This window comes from Methylobacterium sp. DB0501, from assembly GCF_011043735.1.
In the GTDB taxonomy this organism is placed as follows: domain Bacteria; phylum Pseudomonadota; class Alphaproteobacteria; order Rhizobiales; family Beijerinckiaceae; genus Methylobacterium; species Methylobacterium alsaeris.
The window spans coordinates 19,507-35,997 of sequence record NZ_JAAKGV010000020.1 but is presented as its reverse complement, the minus strand read 5'-3'; the positions used below and the strand labels follow the sequence as shown (position 1 = coordinate 35,997).

The following is a 16,491-nucleotide window of genomic DNA, read 5'->3' as shown; positions in this document are numbered from 1 at the left end:
CCTTGACCTCGGAACTCAGCGCGATGAAAGACGGAATTCGGCACCTGCTCGACAGGCTCACGGCCAACGCCGCCCTCTATCTTGTCGATCACCCCGTGGTGAGCCAGGCGGCAATCGCTCTCACGCTCGCCATCGGCTGCTTCGTCGTCTTTGCGGCGCCGGGTTGGGCCCGCCTCGTCTGCACCGATCCGAGCTTGCGCCGGGTGCTGCATGTCAGCGGGTTAAGTGCGGGCGGATGCCTCATCCTGACCGGCCTGTTTTACGACAGTCTTCTTAGAGGGCTCGGCGGTGCGATCACGTCTCGTCCGCTGATGTACGTCTACTATCCGGCCTGCATGATGCTGTCGTGCGGCGCGATGGTGTTTGCCGGGTTCCAGCTCTTCTGTGCGCTGCACGTCCGTCCGACTCCTCTGCTGCGCGCCGCCATTCCAGGTCTGCTCGGCGCCTGGCTCTTCGCCCTGTCGGTGCCGGTTTACCAGTTTGCCGTTATCCTGGGACTTAATCGATGAGGACGGCCGACAAGTTCTGCGATCTCGCAGGCTTCGATCCGGAGCGCGAGGAAGCGGTCGTCTACGCCCATGACGGCTCGCAGCTCACCCTGATCGAGATCGACGGCACCCGCTCGATCATCTCGGGCGAGGACTACCTCATCAACGTGGTCGAGCGCTTCGCCGGCGGGGTCGCCCAGATCCTGAAGCGACCGGGCCACCAGATCACGATCTCCTACGAGTCCTCGCTCAACACCGCCCGGATCCTCGACCCCTTCGTCGCGCAGCAGGGCCGGCGCGCCCGCCAGAAGGGCCTGTCGGTCGAGGCCCTGATCGAGGAGGGCCGCACGGTGCTCGAGGGCCGGGCGCGGGCCGAGACGATCCTGCTCGCCGCCTGGACCCGGCCGACCGCCGGGACGCCCGACGAGGTCCGAAAGGAGCAGCGCGAGAACCGCCGGGCCTGGCAGGCACTGCCCCCGGCCCGGGACGCCCAGAACCCCTACCTGCATCTCGGCTCGATCGCGGGGCCGCATGGCGCCTTCGTGCGCCGGATCATGGAGGCGCTGGGCGAGGCGCGCCTGCAAGGACGCATCCTCTCGCCCGATGGCCAGCGGCGCCGGCGCGATCTGGAGCAGATCCGGGCGGCGGTGCTCTACCACGAGACCCCGGACGGCTGGACCCCCTACGGACCGGGGACACGACGTTATCCAGGAGCAAAGGAGCAGCACGACGACGACGTCTCGGAGTTCTTCACCCCGACGGTCGCCCGGCAGATCATGACGTCGAACGCCGAGGCCACCAACAACATGCGCGCCCTCGACATGGGCGGACGCCGCTATGCGCTCGCGGTCATGCGGATGTTCCCCTCGACCATCCTGCCGTTCAACCGGCTGCTCGAGACGCTGCTGGAGAGCGCATCGAAAACAGCCGACATGCCGTTCAGGGTGTGCTTCCACCTCGAGGCGCTGCGCGACGCCGATATCGGTTTCCGGCTCAAGAAGGTGGTGGCGGGGCTCCTCGCTTTCGCATCTCCCACCAACAAGAACCTGTTCCGAGCGCTGCGCGAACTCGAAGACGTCGTCGACAAGGATGGCGAGGCCATCGTTAAGGGCCGCGTCATCGCTACGACCTGGACCGAGCCGGGCGAGGATCCGGGGCTCCTGGAACGGCGGCGCTCCTACTTGATGAGCGGGATGATGACTTGGGGCGAGGCCGTGATCTCCGACGCCCCCCACAATCCATTACGCGCGCTCTGCGAGACTGTCCCGGGCATGACGGTGAAGGCCGAGGTGCCGCCGGGCTCGATCGCGCCGCTGGGTGATCTTGCCGCCATGCTGCCGTTCCACCGCACCGCGGGGGTGTTCAAGCAGGGCCAGAGCATGCTGCTGACGCCCGACGGCAAGCCGGTGCCCTACGAGGCGCTCTCGGCCGAGCAGCTGTTCTGGCTCACCCTCATCTACGCCACGCCGGGTTCGGGCAAGTCGGTGTTGATGAACCGGCTCAACGTCGAGTTCACGGCCTTCAGCGCCGGCGCCGCGCTGCCGTACCTCGCCGTGATCGACGTTGGCGTCAGCTCCAGCGGTTTCATCGAGCTGGTGCGCAACGCGCTGCCGCCCGAGCGGCGACACGAGGCGTACTACGTGCGCCTCCTCAACACCGCGGACTACGCCGTCAACCCGTTCGACCTCGGTCTCGGCCGGCGCACGCCGCTCGAGCGCGAGCGGACCTTCATCGAGAACTTCCTGGCGACGCTCCTCAATGTGTCGAGCGCGGAAGTTGCACTCCTGATCCCGCGCCTCATTTCGCGCCTCTACCAGCTCAAGAGCGACCTCGAATTCTCGTCCTCCCCTTCGGTCTACCAGCCGAACGTCGATCCGGAGCTCGACCGCATCATCGCGCACGACCGGATCGAGGTGAGCGGACGGACGCGCTGGTGGCGCGTCGTCGACGCCCTGATGGAGCGCCGACTCTACGCGGCAGCCCAGCGCGCGCAGCGTCATGCGATGCCGGTGCTGGAGGATCTCGCTCGGGTGCTCGGCGAGCCGATCATGGCGCAGGACTTCACGCCCGAGCTGATCCGCTCGGTGCAGCGCTCTCTCGAGGCGGCAATCGAGAAGTTCCCGATCTTCGCCCGCCCGACCCGGCTCGACCTCGGCGAAGCCAGGGTGGTATCGATCGACCTTCAGGACGTTGCCCTGCGCCACAAATCGCTCGAGGCCGAGCGCAACAACGCGCTGATGTTCATGATCGCGCGGCACGTCTATCTGTCGAAGATTTCCGGATTTGCCGACGAGATCCCGAAGATGGATTTTCCCGCGGATGATGCGATCCGCGCGGAATACGTACGGTACTGGGAAGCGCGCTACCATCAGGTGGCCGAGACGCCTAAGCGCCTGTGCATGGACGAGTACCACCTGACTGGTGGGGTCGAGACGATCGCCAAGCAGGTGAAGTCCGACGCCCGCGAGGGCCGCAAATGGGGTCTGGAACTGATCTTGGTCAGCCAACTCCTGGCGGATTTCGACACGCTCGCAGACATGGCCTCAACGGTCTTGGTGCTTAACGCCGACTCGAACGAGATCCGCGAGCAGGCTCGCAAGACCTTCGGCTTCGATGTGGCGGTGAAATCCGCGCTTGAGCGTCAGGTGCACGGCCCGCAGGGCCGGCGCGGCGCCAATCTGCTCGCTCGGTTCAAGCTCCGCGAGGAGGAGCGCTGGATTGTACTCAACAATTCGCTCGGGCCCCGAATGCTGTGGGCCCTGACCACCAAGGCAGAGGATCGCTTGGTGCGAGACGAACTGTACCGTCGGATGGCGGTCAACGAGGCGCTGCGCATCCTGGCTGTCCGTTTTCCTGATGGTACCGCCATCGAGACATGGGGCCGGGTGGCCGCGTTGGCGCGGTTCGGTGAGGACCGGATCGCCAAGACGATCGTCGATCAAGTGCTGGGGGAGATCATGAGCGAGGCTCAGACCCCGATCGACAGATCCAGAACCGCTTCATGACAATGGAGGCTTTTTGTGAATTACAAGCATGTCCAGTATCGGGTGCTCGCGAGCGCTACCATGCTGACCATGAGCGCGATGTCGGCTTTGGGTCAGGGCACCACCGGCGATCCATCGGCACCGCTGGATATTCTCAAGACGGCGCGGCAGAAGGCACAATCGTCTCAGCTCAACGCGTCCAGCATCGCGCAGGGCGGCAACAACGCCGGCATCGTCTTCACGATCCTGTTTGCGGTGGTCGGCATCGGGCTTGCCGGCATTTCCGGCGTGAAGCTTTACAAGAGTTCGCAGGACGACAACGCTCGCGAGGACGTCGGCCGGTCGCTGATGGGGCTTATCGTCGGCTCAGGCATCACCATCCTGGGCGTGATCATCGGGGTCGTGACGACTTACATGACCGGTAATACCTGACACGGAGAACCGACGCCAAGCAGAGGCTGCGTGACGAACCCTCTGCTCGGCAATCCACACGATTATGGCGCTGTATTTATGCCAATCCGGCCGTCGTGAGCTTCACCCGTAGTCGGTAATCCGTGACTGCAGGCTCGGGTCGACGTGACGAAGCCAAGCATAATCCGGGAAGAACAAGCGGTTTACCGCAAGCGCCATGGCGGCCAGTGCCGCAATGGCATCCGCCAGGTCTTCGGTGCTGCCGAGCATCCCATGGACCTGGTTGAGCGCTCGCATGTCCCGTCCGGCCTGATCGGTGAGCGCGACCAGCATATGGCCGTGCAGAACCGACACGATGCTTGCCGGCACCTCGGCTTTCGGATCTCCAGCATAGCCGTTAGCTGCGATCCTGGCGGCTTTGAGGACGGCGTTACGGACCTCGCGGTCCCTGAGTGGCGCCGCCGCGTCGATCGTCAGGAAGAGCACGGCAGCCAGATGCCAGGGGACGTCATCAACGATCGTTTCCACCGCTCGGGCGTCGCGTAGGTCGCGCAGCGCCGTGAATGGATTGGCCGCCGGCGCGAGGACCGAGTTGACCGGCTCCCGTTCCGCGACGGGTGGCCTCACCAGGCGATCGGCCGGAACGAACCGCTGGCTGATCGCGTCGTGCGCGAAGCCGTCGCGGGGCGCCATGATGATGACCTCGATGTGCTCCCGGCTGCGCTTGCGCCAGGCGAGATAGCCGATGAGCGCCGTGAGCAGGGACGCCACCAAGCCGAAGCTGACGCTCGATTTGTAGATCGACACGAATGCGAAGGGCTGGCCGGCCGGCATGGTGGTGAAGTACCGACCCCATTCCGTGAACCGCCACAGGGTGGCCGTCTCGGCAAGGCGAATGCCGGCGTAGACGCGCCCGAGGATCGGCGAGAGGCTCCACCAGACGAGGCCGAGCATGGCCAGTGTGGCCATGCCGAGCACGCCGGCACCGACGATCCTGCCGGCGCTTCCAGTCGCCGCTGGCTTGCGATGCAGCGCGGTCATACCGAGCGTCCGAGCTGCGGCTCGTCGCGGCCGAGCGTCTCCTGCTGGGCGAGCGCCATCTGCAGCCGGTCGTCCGCGACCACGGCCTTGAACAGCGGTTGGAGCACGGCGCGGATTTCCGCCAGGTCCTGGTTGGGAGGCAGCAGGCTCCTGGCTTCGCCAACACTGCCCTCGACCAGCAGGGCCGAGCCCTGGTGGCCGAACCGCTCGATCAGGCTCTGGTCGATCCGGCGCACCTCGGCGACCAGCTGTGGCTCGGCGGCGATCTCCCTGGGCGCACGGGTCTGCAAGGCCTCCGCCAGGGTGTCGCTCGGACCGGGGATCTCGATCCGGTTGCGTGCCGCATCCTCCGGTCCCTGACCGGCGAGCAGCAGGTAGGTCGCCGGTATCAGGACGCGGCTGGTGACCTGAATTCGCACTGCCTCCTCGCGCGACTGGGTGCGATCAAGGCGCTCGCCTTCGGCGAGTACGCGTACGTCGACGCGCTGGTTGTTCTCCGGCATCGTGTGGAAGGAGTGCAGCGGCACCGCCGAGATCTGGCGTGCCTCGCGCACGAGGGCGTGGCGGTAGCTCGTCCCAACCACCTGTCCGCGGACCTGGGTACCGGGCTCGGGCAGGACGATGCGCGGAGCGCCCATCAGGCGCGTTGCCTCGAACGCCTCGGCGGAGAGGCGCCCGAGCACCGGGTGGGCGCGCTGCTCCTCCGAATACCTCGCATTGCGGACCATCTCGGAGAAGGTCCGGATCTGGCCGCGGGTGGCGAGCACCAGGGCGTCGCGGGTCTCGCGCGGCACCCGATTGATGAGGGCTTGGTCGAGAGGCTGATTGTGGTGCCGGGCGTACTGCTCCATGAACGCCAGCAGGGTGCGAGTATTGCCCTTACGGAAGGGGTGAGCTTGCCAGAGCGCCGCCATGGTCTGGGCGAAGCGGATCGCCGGCCGGCTCTCCTTGAGGTTCCCCGGCTCCTCCCGCTTCAGGCTGGCCAGGGCAACCGTCATATGCTGCTCGATCGCGGCCGGCGGACTGTAGGCGACGCTGCGGCCGTTGAGAGCGGCCTCCGGCTCTCGCAGCTCGACCATGCGAGTCTCGCCCGCCCAAGGATAGATCTCGCCAAATAGCCGCTTGTGAACGGCCGCGAAGTGCGCCTGGTCGAAGTTGCCCAGGGCGGGCTCCTTCTGCATCTGGCGCAGCGCCCGGAACGAGACGAACTGCTCGCGCTCGGCCAGGGCCTCCGGATCCCGGATCTCGGCCCGGTTACGCAGGACGTTGGTGCCGTCGTAGACGTAGGGATCGGCGCTCATGCGGCCGCTCCGCGAGTGCGACGCGCGTCGAGGGCTTGGAACGCCTCGTCCCCAGTCACCAGCCCAGCCTCCGCCAGCAGGGCTCCGAGCTGCACGCGCAAGGGCATCTCGTTGCCCGAGCCACGCATGATCGCGACAGCCTGCTCGTCCTCGGCGGTGGTGAGAGCGGTGACGAAGGGGCTAAGCTCACGCTCGTCGACGCCCGCGGCGATGGCCTGAAGCAGGGTCACGGCGTCCTCGCGCTGGGTCACGAGCGCCGGCAGGTCGGATAAGCGCATGGTGTCGTTCCTTCAAAAACAGCCCGGCCGCATCCGGCTTCGGGCAAGGCCTCTCGATCCAGCTTCCGACGGCCCAAAACTCGGATGTCCTCCTGCCTACCCTTACCCATCGTTGCTCCGGCGCCAATACGACCACCGTGGCGTCCGCATCACAGCGACAGGCCGAGGTCCTGTCCCCTGTCAAGATCCTGACGCTGGCTCTCGGCCTGCTGCAGGTCCTGGGTCTGCTGCTGGAGCTGCGCTCGAAGCACGAGTTCATCCAGGGTGCCGTCCTTGACGTAGCTGGCGACGTATCCGCCGCCGCTGAGGATCTCGCGCTCCTCGGGCGTGAGCCACTGATCCGGGCCAAGTCCCTCCGCCGGCGAATGGCCGATCGCGCCATTCGCGCCGAAGCGGCGCCCGACTGCCTCGGCGAAGGCGAGCACCTCGGCCCGCAGCTCGGGGGTCGCGACCGCTTCCACGACCGCATCGTCGAGCGCTTTCGTCGCCGGCATGCGACTGACCTTGGCCAGCGCGGCGGCCGCGATCGGAGACACGCCCGGCACCTCGATCAGCAGGCGTTTGCGGTACTGCATCTCCGCCGCACGGCCCTTCTCGGCCGAAGTCTCGAACTGCCCCTTGAGGTTGTTGGCTGCCGTCAGGGCTTGCGCGAAGGCGGCCTCGGCTTTCGCCCGTTCCTCCTTGTCCGCCTTCGGAATGAACCAGCCCTTTCGCCCGCGTAAGCCCCCATGCGGTTCGGGGTCGGACAGCAGGGCCTCGACCCGTGCGGAATAGACCTCCCAGGGCTGGCGCAGCTCGGCGACGATCGCCTTGTAGAGCGGACCAGGGTTCACGACCGCCATCTTCAGGCGGCGTTGCAGCGCATCCAGCGTCAGCTTCAGATGCGTGTTTGGATCGACACGGTCGTAGAGGGCCTGCCGGATGGTCTTCTCGTCGAAGGAAACGGCGGCGAGGAACGGCTTGAGTGATGCCGGTAGGCCCGTTCTTGAGGGGGCTTCCGGTGCAGCATTCACCGCAGCAGCGACAGCCTCCGATGCGGCCTTGACGGCGGCGGACGGACGAGCGGCGGCCAAGGTATTCCAGGCCGCAGTAAGGCGTGTCGCGAGGCCGTAGAGCCGGCGCCACTGTGTCTCGGCCTTGCGCACCATCTCTCGGGCACGCTTCACCAGAGCAGGCGTGAGGGCGGCGTGACCATTGAGGCCGCGCCGCTCGGCGAAAGCCGATGCCAGAGCCCGCAGATCCTGCGGACGGACCCGATCGGCGGTCTCGGTCTCAGACCGCTCCAGTCGCCTCAGGGCGACCTCGATCGCTGCCAGTGCCGGGGACACGGACACGTCGATGGTGGGCTGTTTTGCCGACGCGTCGCGCTCGGCCGCGTGCGGAGCAGCTCCGACCTCGACGACCGCAGATCCCGAACTCTCTCTGGTCAGCGCCTCGGCTTCGAGCCGGTTTGCCAGCGCCGCGATCCCAGCCGCCATCCGGCCGGCATCGAGCACCGGCGCTGCCCGCTCGCGATCTCGGACGGTCTCGCCGTCCATCGCTTCCGGCGGCTGGGTCAACGACACCGCAGCCTCGCGGAACGCGGCCTCGCTGGCGTGATCCAGTGTCGAGGCTTTCGAGCCGTCCCGCGACAGCCGTCGCGCCAAGCCGTCGAGGGCAGCCGCGTCGAGAACGTCCGTTGACGGTGCGACGCCGAACTTGGCACGACGCCAGTCCGGCACGAAGTCGGCGTGCGCGCCGTGCAGGACCACGCTGTGGCGGTGGCGCGTCATCGCGACGTAGCCGAGGTGCCGATCCATGCCGGGGGTGACGAGCACATGCACCCGGTCGAGCGTCGCGCCCTGGGATTTATGCACGGTCGCAGCGTAGCCGTGGTCGAGGTTGCGATAGGCCTCAGCCCGCACCTCGATCCGCTCACCGTCGCCAGTCCCATTCCGATCGAGCTTGACCACCAGCCGGCCGCTCGACGCCGTCTCGACGGTGGCCAGCATGCCGTTCTTCACGCCGAGCGAGCGGTCGTTCTCCAAGAACAGCACCCGGTCGCCGGGAGCGAACATCCGCTCGCCGCGCGCCGTGACGAACCGGGCCTCGTCGGCCAGCATCCCGTCGGCTTTGAGGGCCGATCGGGCCATGGTGTTGAGGGCGAGGACGTCGGCGTTGGTCTGGGCCAGGATCAGCGTTTCGCTCGTTCCTCCGTCCGGCTTCCGGCCGAGGTAGTCCGGTTTCCAGGCCGCGATCAGGGCCTCGCGCGCACCCTCGCGATTGGGCGAGAACCGGATCATCCCAGCCTCGCGATAGACGCCGAGCGCTGCTGCCGCCTCGCCGCGGGCGAAGGCCACGCTTGCGCGCCGCATGGCCGGAGACACCTGGCGCCAGATCTCGGACAGCTCGGCGTAGCCGATCGTCTCCGTGATCGCCCTAAACCCGGCGCCGGCCTCGATCGGCTGGAGCTGCATGGCGTCGCCCACCAGCACCAGTTTGGCCCCGCGCCGCTCGACCTCCTGGACGATCCGCGAGAGCTGCTCGGAGGCGACCATGCCGGCCTCGTCGAGCACGAAGACGTCACCGGGTCTCAGCAGGTCACGGTCGTTCTTCCAGGCGAGCTCCCACGAGGCGAGCGTGCGGCTCGCGATACCGGCGCTGCGCTCCAAACCCTCCGCTGCCTTGCCGGCAAGAGCCCCACCGATGACGCGGTAGCCGGCACCGATCCAGGCGGCGCGTGCGACGCCGAGCATGGTCGACTTGCCCGCGCCGGCAAAACCCACCACCGCCGCGATCCGGTCCGGCGTCGTGACGTGGCGGACCGCCTCGCGCTGCTCCTCGGACAGCTCCGGGCGGGTGGCGAAGGCACGCGCCAGTGCGGGCTGGGCCACGTGATGGCCCTGGTCGGCGTAGAGCCGGCCGGTCGCGGCCTGCATCAGGACCTCGGCACGCAGGAGCGCCCGCGTGGTCCAGCGGGCCGGCGACACCACCCGGCCGCTCTCGGGATCGAACACCTCCTCTGCCACCGCAACGAGTTCAGACGATTGACCGAGCCTGAGGCGGACCGCATCGAACGCCACCGGATCGTCGATGTAGCGGAACACTGCCCGCGCGAGATCGCGTTCATCGAACACACTCTTCTCGCGAGTCAGGATCGGCAGCAGGGTCGAGGGATCCTCGATGATGGCCTGCGCATTGCGGCGGCGCTTCTGCTTCTCCGCCTCGACACGGTCGGAGACCTTGCCGAGCGCGGCCATGTTCACCGCGTGGACGCCGATGTGCTCGGTCGGCTCGATGCGGATCCCGGCCTCGACGTGCGAGCGGTGGTCGATGCGCCGATCAAGCCCGGCGGCCGCAAGGTGCAGGTTCGTCGTCTCCGCCCACGATCGGCGCCAGTCGACGAGGTGCTTCATCGGCCCGGCCAGCCGTTCGTAGCGGGGCTTGCCGTCCTCGCGGTAGAGGACGTTGCCGTCGCGGTCACGGGCGAAGTCAAACTTAGCCGCGAAGCCGTCATCGGTCAGCTTCCTGAGCGGGACCATGACGTGGATGTGCGGGTTGTCCGGTGCATCGTGCAGGGCCCAATCGGCGACCATGCCGTTCTGGGTGATCGCGTTCTCGATCCAGTCGCGGGCGAGTGCCACGTTCTGCTCGACCGTCAGCTCGAGTGGCAGCGCGATGTTCATCTCCATCGCGAAGCCGGTGCCCTTCTGCCCCTCCTTCCGCTCGACGGCGTTCCACAGAAAGGCCGAGGCACCGTTCTCGCTGCGCCCGTCAATGGCTGTTTGAAACCAAGCCGGAACCCGGGCCGGCAAGCTCAATTCGGTGTGGGTGACGTGCTGCTTGCCCTCGTAGGAGATGACCTTGCCGTCGCTCTCGCGGGTCATGGTCGCGGCGCGCCGGTAGGCGGCTGAGGCGACGGCGCTCTTGCCGGCGCCACTGCTGATGACCTGAGCCGAGAGGTGATAGATGGCCAAGTGCGGATTTCCTGAGCTTGGCCATTAGCAGCTTGCGAGGGGAAATGCAAATTTCCCCATAAGTGCGCCCCTTCGTAAAACTCAGGCGACTTTGCGGAGGCGCTGCGCGCCGCAGCTCCGGCTCAAAGAGGCCCCTTTGGGGCCAGTCCATCCGACCGGCGAAGCCGAGCAGTGCGGCTGTCTTACCGGACCTGCCTCGGGGAGATGGGATGTGCGGCGGTGAGGGTGCGAAAGGATCGATTTCCATCAGAACGCCGGGCTCTGCAGCTGGCCCAAGTGCTCCTCCGACCACGGGCGAGGCGACGGATATCAGCGGGCCGGCGCCGGAAGGCAGGGGCTTGATGGTCGACTGAGAGCCCAGCCTTTGCCACGAGGAGCGCGCTCGTTGGTGTGATACCAGAACCACGGGTAGTGTCTCACAACCTCGGATGGTATCGCATCCTTTCACGTTGCGGTTGCTGATCTGCGTGCCGGTGTTAACCGTCACCTCTTCAACCGAGAGGGAAGAGTGTATCCATGGCTCGATCCAAGTCGCGCGAGACGATCGTCAACGAGATTGCGGCGCTTCAAGCCAAACTCAAAGCTCACGACAAGGCCGAGTGCGAGCGGATCGGACAGCTGGCGATCAAGGCCGGCATCGGCTCGATCGACATCTCGGACGAGGCCCTGACACAGGAGTTCCAAACCATCGTCACCCGATTTCGTGCGGCAAACCCGGAGGTGGCGCAGCCAAAGGCAAAGGGACGTCGAGGCTCTGGACACACTGAAGAGGGAGCTGATGACCAAGCGGCATGACGAGCGGAAGGCTGACGCCTACCGCAAGATCCTGCTCGGCGGCCTCGTCATCAAAGCCGGTCTCGCTGACCTGCCGAGCAACGTCCTGCTCGGCCTCCTGATCGAGGGTCGTGAGCGCACGCGCGACCCCGACGTCGTCGAGCAATTCGCTCAGCGAGGGGACAAGGAGTTCAAGAAATGAAGTGGGTTTACGCCACCCTCATCGTCGCGATCGGGCTCGCGCTGCATATCGGGATCAGCCTGTTCCTCGCGCCGCTCGTAGGGGCGATCTACGTGGTGGAGCCGGGGCACTCGATGATGCTCCATGCCATGCGCGTGGCCGCGGTGGCGTTGCCCGCACTCGTCCTGTTCGCCGCCGCCGGCCTTACCCGACCGGGCGATAGTGGGCGCGTCGTTGCCGCGTGCGTGTCCCTGTTCCTGATCGGCTTGTGCGCCTGGACGGTACGCGAGGAGATCGCCCGGCTGACCGCTCTCAACCCCGGCGCAGATGCCCGCGCCTTGATGCGTCGAGCCGACGTTCCGTTGTTCTGCGCTGTCATGTTCGCGGGCTTTGTCGCCTTCATCACGCCGCTCGTGTCCCTGGTCCGGGTCAAGAAAACCACGCGCGGCTACAACAAGCCGATCCGCTCGAAATCCGCTGCCTACGGCGACGCGGAATGGGCGACGATGAAGCTCGCCGGCGAGCTGTTTCCCGAGGACGGCGACCTGGTGCTCGGCGAGCGCTATCGCCCCGATCTTGACCAGAAGAGCACGTCTCGGGTGTTCAAGCCGAACGACCCTAAGACCTGGGGCTCGGGGGGCAGGATGCCGATGATGGGCTTCAACTGCGATATCGGCTCGACCCACGGTCTCGTGTTCTCCGGATCGGGCGGGTTCAAAACCACCGGCACGGTCATTCCGATGCTGCTGTCGTGGCCGGGAAATGCGGTGGTGCTCGACCCCTCGACCGAGCTGCACCCGATGCTCGCGGAATACCGGGGAAATTTCCGTGGTGCGGGCGTCGAACGCCGCGTTCATTGCATCACGCCCAAGAACCCGATGAGCGGCTTTAACGTGCTCGACTGGATCGGCCGGGGCGAGACCTCGGCCGAGAACGACATCTCAGCCGTGGTCGGCTGGATCGCCACCGGACCGGTCAAACGGGACGATCCGAAGGACTTCTTCCGCAACTCGGCCTTGCAGCTCCTACGCGGAGTCCTCGCCTACATCTGCCTCAACCGATCGTTCAACGAAAAGCCACGCACGCTGCGCACCCTGCGCGAGCTGATCTCCGAGCCCGAACCGGACTTCCTGGAGCGGTTGAGCAAGATCTTGCGGGCCGAGGACGACGGCTCGTTCGCCAAGCTGGCGCTCGGGCCTTTCAAGAGCATGACGCCGCAGACGTTCTCGGGTGTCTATGCCACGGCAGCCGACCTGACGAACTGGCTTAGCTTCAAGGAATATGCCGCGATCGTATCGGACGGGGAGTTCTCCAGCCTCGATCTCGTCGACGACGATATCGACGTTTTCATCGCGATCGACCTCCAGACGCTGCAGAATTTTGCGGGCTTGGCGCGGGTCATCATCGGCGGGCTGATGAACGCGCTCTATCACGCCAATGGCGAGATCAAGGACCGGGTCGCCTTCCTCCTCGACGAGGCGGCACGGCTCGGGAACATGAGCCTGATCGAGGTCGCCCGCGACGCTGGCCGCAAGTACGGCATCACGCTCGTGATGGTGTACCAATCGCTCGGCCAGCTGCGGCAGCAATGGGGGGGCGACAAGGACGCCGTGTCCGCCTGGTTCGAGTCGACCGCGTGGCAGAGCTTCTCCGCGATCACCGACATCGACACCGCCAAATGGCTATCCGAGCGCTGCGGGTATTACACCCAGGAGCTCATCTCCTACAGCCAGCAGGCGCGCACCGGCGGCAAGGGCTCGGGTGGGATGAGCCTGTCGGCATCGACGTCGCTCCAGAAGCGGGCGCTCATCATGCCCGACGAGATCATCACGATGCGGCGCGACGAGCAGATCCTGCTCGTCGGTGGCGTTGAGCCGATCCGGTGCGGGCGAGCGATTTACTTCCGGCGCGCCGACATGAGGAAGCTGGTTGGTGCGAACCGCTTCCATACTCGCGACGCGCAGGACGAAACTGATGCCGAAAGCGAGATTGGGCTGGAGGAAAGGGAAGCAGCCTGATGGCCGCTCGCAGCAGCGCGAGCTGCGGTGAAACCCGTCCGCGCGGACGGTTCGGCGGCCGCTCGCATGGGGGCTGACGAAGGCTTTTTCACGCGCGGCACGAACCAGGGTGATGCTTAGCCTCGACCGACGAGTTGAAGGCCGCCAGTTAAGCGGCCCAGGGGGTCTAGCCCTCTGGAGTGTGGGTCGGCACAGGCCGGCGATCCGGCCGAGTATGGCAGGGCGGGCGGCCGGGATCACGGCCTTGGCGCGGACCGCTGGCCAGAACCGGCGTAGAAACAGTATCTGGGCGATCTCGCAGGCCTCGTAGGCGTCCTTCACAGCCAGAGGCCGTCGGCGTCGCTGCCGCCGCAGGCCGCCGTCATGGCCTGGCGCAAGGCAGTCGCCTCAATCGCACGGCCTTCCGCGAGAAGCTCGGCGAGATGCATCCCGGCCTGGAGGATCGCGGCCGGGCCCGGGATAGGATCGAGGGCGATGAAGTGCTTGGTGATGATCGAGACGTCCACGGGACGGCCTGTCGGGCTCACGCCGGACCGCAAGGCTCTCTCTCGCGCTCGCGCCGGCTCAATCCCTGCCGGCCTTTTCTGCCTCTCGATCCCCGCTCGGATATGCTGAGGCAGAGTGTTGGAGACACAACCGCCAAATCGCTCACGTTCAGAACAGGTGAGGGGAATTTTAGGTCGTCGGAATATTTAATAATGTTACAAAGTCATATTATTAATATCAGAAATCGAAACCGTGTCGCACTCTGATCAACGGATCTGCACAGGCATCGAGCAGATGCTCGCCCTCACCCTATTGGATCCACTAACCTCGACAATGATCCACTTTAGTGGAAGATGATCAGATCTCGTGTATCTAATTCTATGGTCCAAGCTTGGTGAACTCAATCCAAACTGGCGGCGCAAACGCCCTTTGAAGCGTTGAGGCCACCGGCAGCCCAGCGCCAGACGATCGGGTTGAAGCTAAGGCCTTGCTGCCTTGAGTCCGGTTTTTACGGCGGGCCACCAAGTCATCTTGACTGCAGGCGACCGTGCATCGCGTCAGCGACCGTTACCCAAAGGGACGAAACCGCGCAGCGGGTTCGGGGAGCTGCCGCAGGCGGCGAGTAGGGCGCGGCCCGTAGGGGACGCCCTTCTGGAACTCAAAACTCTATGAGCCCGACGACGCAACGTCTTCGGCAGTGTAGCCCGCTTCGTCCCGAGAAGTTTCGATGCAGTCGCATCTTAGAGCTACACAAGGGCCGTCTATCGGTAGCGCATGCCATGGGTCCCCTCAGCGTGGTGCTCCCGGGATGCCAACTCTGCCCGATCGCCAGCGGGTCGAGCTCGCGATCCCGGCCTACCTCCTCCACGCGCTCACCGCCGCGCCTGGCGTGTTCGTCCGACCGACCCGGATCTGGTAGCGAGAGCTGAGGCTGACCACTATCGGGGTTGCTGCGGGAGAGCGGGTCGTCCACCACCGGCCGGGCACATATCGGTAGAATATCAATTTCAGAGCGATCTGCGGTCGCATGGTCCGGCCGCTTCGGTCCTGCACTGCCACTGACGGCGGGCAGATCGCAGGACAGAGCTTCGATCCTGGCAGAGCCTGAGGCTTCAGCGCTCGCGCTGAACCATTCGCACTTGGCGGGCACGGATCAGCTCGGCCATGGTCTGCAGCACCACCCGCATGAAGGCTGGGCTGAACCGGCCGTAGGCATAGCGCAGGGGATATGTCTCCAGCGGCACGAGGTGGAACGAGCCCGGCATGACGTCGCTGTTGGCCTCGTCGAGCATGATCCAGCAGGGACGATCGCCCGTAAGCTTAAGCCGGCGTCGCTCGATCTCCGGCACCGCGACCGCGGTCCGACAGGCGTGGGCTTCTGGGTGGTAGTCGGGAAGACCACCGCGGCCCCGGGGCCGACATTGACCGGCACAACGAGGCAGACGGGCCGGTCCTTGCGCCCCTCCCGCTCGCCGCGGTCGTGCTCGCGGGGTCAGAGGAAGCTGTAGCGGACGACGAGTCCGGTTTCCGGAGGTTCAGTCGTCGCCGCCGTGCTCCCGCTCGTAGGCCTCCGCAGCTTGCAAGAGGCCGTCGCGAAGGTCATCGGGCATGGTAGCGAGGGTGAAGGCGCGGCGCGGGTCGCTCGGGCCACGCAGGGCCTCGTAATGCTCCAGGCTCATCAGCACGAACCGGGGCTTGCTGCGCCGAGTGATGACTACGGGTGCGCGCTGAGCGGCGTCAGTGACTTCGCCCACCTGCTTATTGAGATCCGCGGTCGTGAACGAACGCATGTGATTGCCTCCTGATCCCTGAAATCCATATATCATGGAAAGTATGGACCATAATACCGGATGGTGTCCGGAGGGGACGCCCCTCTGGAGGGGGTGGGTCGGCGTGTCTTTCTTGTTGCCCTGCCAAACGATGCGGCCGCCCTGTCAAATCGCCACGAATCCGCCGTCCTTCGGCATTGGCAGCCTTGAACGGGGACGCGTCCTAGATCGCCTACCACGAGCGTAGGGCAGCCTCTTAACTCGGGACAGGTGTGCCACGACGCACCTCAGTTCGCGGGATACGGCCCGTGAAAGAGATCTCCCATCGCCTTACGCCGAAACAGAGTGCGCCAGCGCCGCCGTTGATGCTCGTCGCGATCGTGGAGCATGTGACAGCGCTGGCAGAAGGCCGCGAGGTTGGCGTCCTCGTTGTTCGTGGTGTCGTGGTCGCGATGGGCAGCGGCCAGCACCACCTTGGTAATGCGAACGTGGCCGAGCAGGTCCTCGTTGCGCAGCCGCTGCCGGAGCTTGCGACCCTGGCCGTCACGCCAACTCGCAATCTCAGGATCCCACCAGCGACCGTCACCGAGGTGAAAGACCCGCTGAAGATGTGGCCGGCCGCACTCATCACACCGGCCCTACGCTCGGCGGAAGCGGATGACCGCCGAGAGCTGGGGCCAGTCGATAGGATAGAAGAAGCGGTGCTCCCGCCGGATCGGCATCCCTGCTCCTCGGCCAGAGCGCTGCAGTCGAGCCGGAGAGTAGCCGAACAAATAGTTAAGCCAAGCTTGCCACGAATTGCTA

General features: G+C 65.9%; 13 protein-coding genes and 1 pseudogene. 6 read left to right on the top strand and 8 right to left on the bottom strand.

Annotated elements, in window-relative coordinates; genetic code table 11:
• The first annotated feature begins 2 nt into the window (after positions 1-2).
• The 3 genes from G4G93_RS25800 to G4G93_RS25790 are packed head-to-tail and all read left to right on the top strand — an operon-like array spanning position 3 to position 3,904.
• Positions 3-509: a hypothetical protein gene (locus tag G4G93_RS25800; protein WP_232389519.1), complete on the top strand. Its 507-nt coding sequence runs from the start codon at positions 3-5 to the stop codon at positions 507-509.
• The gene (locus tag G4G93_RS25795; protein WP_048442875.1) at positions 506-3,493 is read left to right on the top strand and encodes a hypothetical protein; all 2,988 of its coding nucleotides are present in this window, start codon (positions 506-508) and stop codon (positions 3,491-3,493) included. The genes G4G93_RS25800 and G4G93_RS25795 overlap by 4 nt, the downstream gene beginning before the upstream one ends.
• Positions 3,494-3,553: 60 nt before the next feature.
• A complete protein-coding gene (locus G4G93_RS25790; RefSeq protein ID WP_048442900.1) occupies positions 3,554-3,904 on the top strand; it encodes a hypothetical protein in 351 nt (116 codons plus the stop codon).
• Between the two features lie 102 nt (positions 3,905-4,006).
• Here the strand turns inward: G4G93_RS25790 and G4G93_RS25785 are convergent, their stop codons facing one another.
• From G4G93_RS25785 to traA, 4 genes are all read right to left on the bottom strand, one after another.
• Positions 4,007-4,924 (bottom strand): hypothetical protein, encoded by a 918-nt coding sequence (locus G4G93_RS25785; protein ID WP_048442874.1) that lies wholly within the window; start codon positions 4,922-4,924, stop codon positions 4,007-4,009.
• Positions 4,921-6,225 carry a Fic/DOC family protein gene (locus tag G4G93_RS25780; protein ID WP_048442873.1) on the bottom strand — a complete coding sequence of 435 codons (1,305 nt, stop codon included), beginning with the start codon at positions 6,223-6,225 and terminating at the stop codon, positions 4,921-4,923. Before G4G93_RS25780 ends, G4G93_RS25785 begins: the two co-directional genes overlap by 4 nt.
• Positions 6,222-6,503, bottom strand: a complete 282-nt coding sequence (locus tag G4G93_RS25775) for a hypothetical protein (protein WP_048442872.1) — start codon at positions 6,501-6,503, stop codon at positions 6,222-6,224. The genes G4G93_RS25780 and G4G93_RS25775 overlap by 4 nt, the downstream gene beginning before the upstream one ends.
• A 149-nt stretch (positions 6,504-6,652) precedes the next feature.
• Positions 6,653-10,459, bottom strand: a complete 3,807-nt coding sequence (gene traA, locus G4G93_RS25770; protein WP_048442871.1) for a Ti-type conjugative transfer relaxase TraA — start codon at positions 10,457-10,459, stop codon at positions 6,653-6,655.
• A gap of 516 nt (positions 10,460-10,975) precedes the next feature.
• On the opposite strand from traA, the gene G4G93_RS25765 reads away from it, so the two are divergent.
• The 3 genes from G4G93_RS25765 to G4G93_RS25755 are packed head-to-tail and all read left to right on the top strand — an operon-like array spanning position 10,976 to position 13,432.
• A complete protein-coding gene (locus G4G93_RS25765; RefSeq protein WP_083469037.1) occupies positions 10,976-11,254 on the top strand; it encodes a TraC family protein in 279 nt (92 codons plus the stop codon).
• Positions 11,238-11,435: a conjugal transfer protein TraD gene (locus G4G93_RS25760; RefSeq protein ID WP_048442870.1), complete on the top strand. Its 198-nt coding sequence runs from the start codon at positions 11,238-11,240 to the stop codon at positions 11,433-11,435. The genes G4G93_RS25765 and G4G93_RS25760 overlap by 17 nt, the downstream gene beginning before the upstream one ends.
• Positions 11,432-13,432, top strand: coding sequence for a conjugal transfer protein TraG (locus G4G93_RS25755; RefSeq protein WP_048442869.1), 2,001 nt, complete (start codon positions 11,432-11,434; stop codon positions 13,430-13,432). Before G4G93_RS25760 ends, G4G93_RS25755 begins: the two co-directional genes overlap by 4 nt.
• Positions 13,433-13,749: 317 nt before the next feature.
• On the opposite strand, the gene G4G93_RS25750 is transcribed toward G4G93_RS25755, so the two are convergent.
• The 4 genes and pseudogenes from G4G93_RS25750 to G4G93_RS36095 form a co-directional block, all read right to left on the bottom strand.
• Positions 13,750-13,938, bottom strand: coding sequence for a hypothetical protein (locus G4G93_RS25750; protein WP_048442868.1), 189 nt, complete (start codon positions 13,936-13,938; stop codon positions 13,750-13,752).
• 1,092 nt (positions 13,939-15,030) lie between these two features.
• On the bottom strand, positions 15,031-15,210 hold the full coding sequence (locus G4G93_RS25745; protein WP_048442867.1) for a hypothetical protein: 180 nt from the start codon (positions 15,208-15,210) through the stop codon (positions 15,031-15,033).
• A gap of 243 nt (positions 15,211-15,453) precedes the next feature.
• Complete coding sequence (locus tag G4G93_RS25740; RefSeq protein WP_048442866.1) at positions 15,454-15,708, bottom strand: type II toxin-antitoxin system Phd/YefM family antitoxin; 255 nt, start codon at positions 15,706-15,708, stop codon at positions 15,454-15,456.
• Positions 15,709-15,974: 266 nt separating this feature from the next.
• A pseudogene (locus tag G4G93_RS36095) lies at positions 15,975-16,409 on the bottom strand (hypothetical protein).
• Between the last annotated feature and the right edge of the window lie 82 nt (positions 16,410-16,491).

Coding starts and splice junctions, on each gene's coding strand:
- G4G93_RS25790 (WP_048442900.1), top strand. CDS start 3,554: ATGCTGACCATGAGCGCGATGTCGGCTTTGGGTCAGGGCACCACCGGC.
- G4G93_RS25755 (WP_048442869.1), top strand. CDS start 11,432: ATGAAGTGGGTTTACGCCACCCTCATCGTCGCGATCGGGCTCGCGCTG.
- G4G93_RS25780 (WP_048442873.1), bottom strand. CDS start 6,225: ATGAGCGCCGATCCCTACGTCTACGACGGCACCAACGTCCTGCGTAAC.
- G4G93_RS25740 (WP_048442866.1), bottom strand. CDS start 15,708: ATGCGTTCGTTCACGACCGCGGATCTCAATAAGCAGGTGGGCGAAGTC.
- G4G93_RS25745 (WP_048442867.1), bottom strand. CDS start 15,210: ATGCTCGACGAGGCCAACAGCGACGTCATGCCGGGCTCGTTCCACCTC.
- G4G93_RS25785 (WP_048442874.1), bottom strand. CDS start 4,924: ATGACCGCGCTGCATCGCAAGCCAGCGGCGACTGGAAGCGCCGGCAGG.
- G4G93_RS25775 (WP_048442872.1), bottom strand. CDS start 6,503: ATGCGCTTATCCGACCTGCCGGCGCTCGTGACCCAGCGCGAGGACGCC.
- G4G93_RS25795 (WP_048442875.1), top strand. CDS start 506: ATGAGGACGGCCGACAAGTTCTGCGATCTCGCAGGCTTCGATCCGGAG.
- G4G93_RS25765 (WP_083469037.1), top strand. CDS start 10,976: ATGGCTCGATCCAAGTCGCGCGAGACGATCGTCAACGAGATTGCGGCG.
- G4G93_RS25760 (WP_048442870.1), top strand. CDS start 11,238: ATGACCAAGCGGCATGACGAGCGGAAGGCTGACGCCTACCGCAAGATC.